This is a genomic window from Alteromonas sp. AO-Serp (genome assembly GCF_017849675.1).
In the GTDB taxonomy this organism is placed as follows: domain Bacteria; phylum Pseudomonadota; class Gammaproteobacteria; order Enterobacterales; family Alteromonadaceae; genus Alteromonas; species Alteromonas macleodii.
The window spans coordinates 1-3,465 of sequence record NZ_JAFLMX010000289.1; the positions used below are offsets into that span (position 1 = coordinate 1).

4 protein-coding genes are annotated in these 3,465 nt (G+C 43.3%); all 4 read left to right on the forward strand.

Annotated features, from left to right (window positions below; translation table 11 throughout):
• On the forward strand, window positions 1-565 hold a 565-nt coding region (prmC, locus tag QVA83_RS18900), incomplete at its 5' end, for a peptide chain release factor N(5)-glutamine methyltransferase (protein WP_287498805.1).
• Between the two features lie 153 nt (window positions 566-718).
• Complete coding sequence (locus tag QVA83_RS18905; RefSeq protein WP_014949020.1) at window positions 719-2,281, forward strand: response regulator; 1,563 nt, start codon at window positions 719-721, stop codon at window positions 2,279-2,281.
• Window positions 2,282-2,513: 232 nt separating this feature from the next.
• Window positions 2,514-2,885, forward strand: a complete 372-nt coding sequence (locus QVA83_RS18910) for a SirB2 family protein (RefSeq protein WP_014949021.1) — start codon at window positions 2,514-2,516, stop codon at window positions 2,883-2,885.
• 20 nt (window positions 2,886-2,905) lie between these two features.
• The coding region (kdsA, locus tag QVA83_RS18915; protein ID WP_287498806.1) for a 3-deoxy-8-phosphooctulonate synthase at window positions 2,906-3,465 on the forward strand (560 nt) is incomplete at its 3' end.

Here is a 3,465-nt window from a genome sequence, read left to right on the forward strand (position 1 = left end):
GCCTGATACCGAAGTGCTAGTTGAGCAAGTGCTTAATTGGGCAAATCAGCAATCCTCTGCATCCTTATCAATCTGTGATTTGGGAACAGGTACTGGGGCCATTGCGCTGGCATTAGCGAGCGAACTGCCACAAGCATTCGTTACTGGCGTAGACTTTCAAGCGGGGGCGGTGAACCTTGCGACCCGTAATGCCCAAGCTAATAGCATAGCCAATGCGCATTTTGTTCAAAGTGATTGGTTTAGTGCGCTGGCAGGTCAAACCTTCGACATTATTGTTTCAAACCCACCTTACATAGAAGAATCCAGTCCATACCTTAATGAGGGCGACGTGCGTTTTGAACCTAAAACAGCATTAACCTCGGGCACTGACGGCCTAGACGACATAAAACACATCATCAATAGCGCGCCGCAATATCTCAATAAAGGTGCCTTACTTGCATTCGAACACGGCTTTGACCAAGGGGTTGCGGTTAACGCTTTGCTCGTAGATGCGGGATTTGTAGACGTCAAAACTGTTAAAGACTACGGCGACAATGACCGTGTAACGCTAGGACAGTGGCAGTAGTTTTCAACTTCCAAAGAAATTATCTTTCCTGTAGTTATCAAAATTTAATTGCAAACTTGCTAATATTTTGTTTTACATTAGTATCTATTAAGCGGTTGTAAGACCTCAAAAAGCACTAAGTTAAACAATCTCTTACACTACAGGACGTACCAGATGAATGATGACTTTCTTTTCGCAGAAGATGACGATGAAAATGAAGTAGATGATCTGGGTAGCTGGAAAGTACTCATTGTTGATGATGAACCCGAAGTACACGCCGTTACCAAGCTGGCGCTAAATGACTTTAGTTTAAATGGCAAAACCCTTGAGTTTGTTAGTGCCTATAGCGGAGAGGAAGCGAAGGCCATTTTCAAAACCCATGATGATATCGCCGTTGTGTTACTTGATGTTGTTATGGAGACTGATGACGCCGGTCTTAAAGTGGCGGAGTATGTTCGTAACGAATTAGACAATCATTTCACGCGTATTATTTTGCGTACTGGACAACCTGGCCAAGCCCCTGAAAAAGATGTCATCATTAATTACGACATCAACGACTACAAGTCGAAAACCGAACTGACCGCGCAAAAACTTTTTACTGTTATCATTGCAGCGCTCCGCTCATATCGAGATATTATCGTTATCGAAGAAAATAGACGCGGCCTTGAAAAAATTATAGATGCGTCTGTGGATTTATTTTCCTCCCGTTCCCTCGAAAAGTTCATGCAGGGGATTATTCAACAGCTGGCATCTATTCTGGGCTGTTCAAAGGATGCAGCCTACATTACTACAGCGGTGGCAACCACATCGCGTACTATTAATACCAGCAACAATAAACTGGGTGACGACGAACTATATGTTTTTGCTGGCAACGGTGAGTACGCCAGTAAGGAAGGTGTGCCTTTAAAAGACGCGATTAGCGCACAAGAATATGCCCTGTGCGCAAGAGCCATGCGCGATAAGCAAATTGTTTATGCAGAAGATCACGTTGTGGCTTATTGCAACAGTAAAAGCCACAATGGCGCACTCTTGTACTTGTCAGGATTACCGAGACGAATAGGGGAAAGTGATCGTCATCTGGTAAAACGCTTTTCAGACAGTGTTCAGCTTGCTTTTGACAACGTACTTAAAACCGTAGATGTTGAAGCGACGCAGAAAGAAATAATTGAGCGTTTAGGTCGAGCGTTAGAGCATGAGTCAAATGCATCAAATAATCTCACAAGAATGGTTGAAATGGCGCAACTGTTGGCAGAAAAGGTTGGGCTGAACGAGCAAGACATCCACGCATTACGCCTTGCCGTGCCACTCCATGATATTGGGACGTCTATAGTGCCTAAATCTATTTTGCACAAAACGACGCCGTTAACCGAAGAGGAAGTATTTAAAATACGTCAGCATGCTGAATTTGGTTACCAGATCTTGCGAGATTCAAGCCGGCCCACTATCCAACTTGCAGCAATGTTAGCAAAGCAACATCACGAACGCTGGGATGGAAAGGGATATCCAGACGGGCTTAAAGGCGAAGAAATTGATATAAAAAGCCGTATTGCCACGTTAGTTGATGTGTTTGATGCACTGTTAAACGCAAGGCCGTATAAGCCAGCGTGGACAATTGATAAGGTTGAAGCCGTATTGAAAGAGGAAAGTGGCAAGCACTTCGACCCTGATTTAGTTCAGTGTATGCTAAATGACCTTCCGGCCTTTATGGCAATTCAAGCTCAATTCCCTGACGCATAATGATTTATTTCTCCGTTATTTACGTACTGTAATACGTTACAATAACAGCCTCTAGACAGGCGCCATAACTAAAAAGAAGGCAGGTGCTACATGCACCTGTTTTTTTGAGTCTGCTACTCGTATTCTGAGTCTGTTGAATTTTGCATTGCTGTAAAACTAAATCGGCTCAATTAACACCTGTGTTAAAGTAACCAGAAGCAGCCTTACTATCTAATAAGAACAGGAACACATTATGTACATGATGGCTAAACACCTTCACATGACCGCCGTTGGCTTGAGCATATTATTTTTTGTCTTTCGCTTTATATGGAGTCAATTCGACGCTACAGCACTTAGCAAAAAATGGGTTAAAATTCTCCCTCATATCATTGATACCGTGCTATTAGCCAGCGCAATTTGGCTATGCATTATTTTGTCTCAATATCCTTTAGTTAATGCATGGCTCACATTTAAAGTTGTGGGCGTGGTGCTGTACATAGTGTTTGGATTGTTTGCATTGAAAAAAGCCAAAACAGCGTTAGGCAAATGGAGCTTTTTCGTAGCAGCGCTTGTTGTGCTTATGGCAACGGCTATGGTTGCTGTAACCAAACAACCTCTTTTTTAAGATTTAATTGGAAATAGATAATGTCTGAATCTCAACAGATTATTAATGTGGGTAACGTTGACGTTGCCAACCACTTGCCTTTCGTTTTGTTTGGTGGAATGAATGTACTTGAGTCTCGCGATCTCGCTATGCGTATCGCAGAGCATTACGTTGAAGTTACGCAAAAGCTAAATATTCCTTACGTTTTCAAAGCATCATTTGATAAAGCGAACCGTTCATCGGTTACCTCGTACCGCGGGCCTGGAATGGAAGAGGGGCTGCGTATTTTCGAAGAAATTAAGTCGACCTTTAACGTTCCACTTATCACTGATGTGCACGAGCCTCACCAAGCGGCTCCCGTTGCCGAAGTAGTAGATGTTATTCAGTTGCCCGCTTTCTTAGCGCGCCAAGCCGACCTTGTGGTTGCAATGGCAAAGACTGGTAGCGTTATCAATGTGAAAAAGCCCCAATTTTTAGCACCACATGAAATGCGTCACATTATTGGGAAACTAGGCGAAGCGGGTAACGATAAGGTTATTCTTTGTGAGCGCGGTAGCTGCTTTGGTTATAATAATCTAGTTGTGGATATGCTTGGCATGGA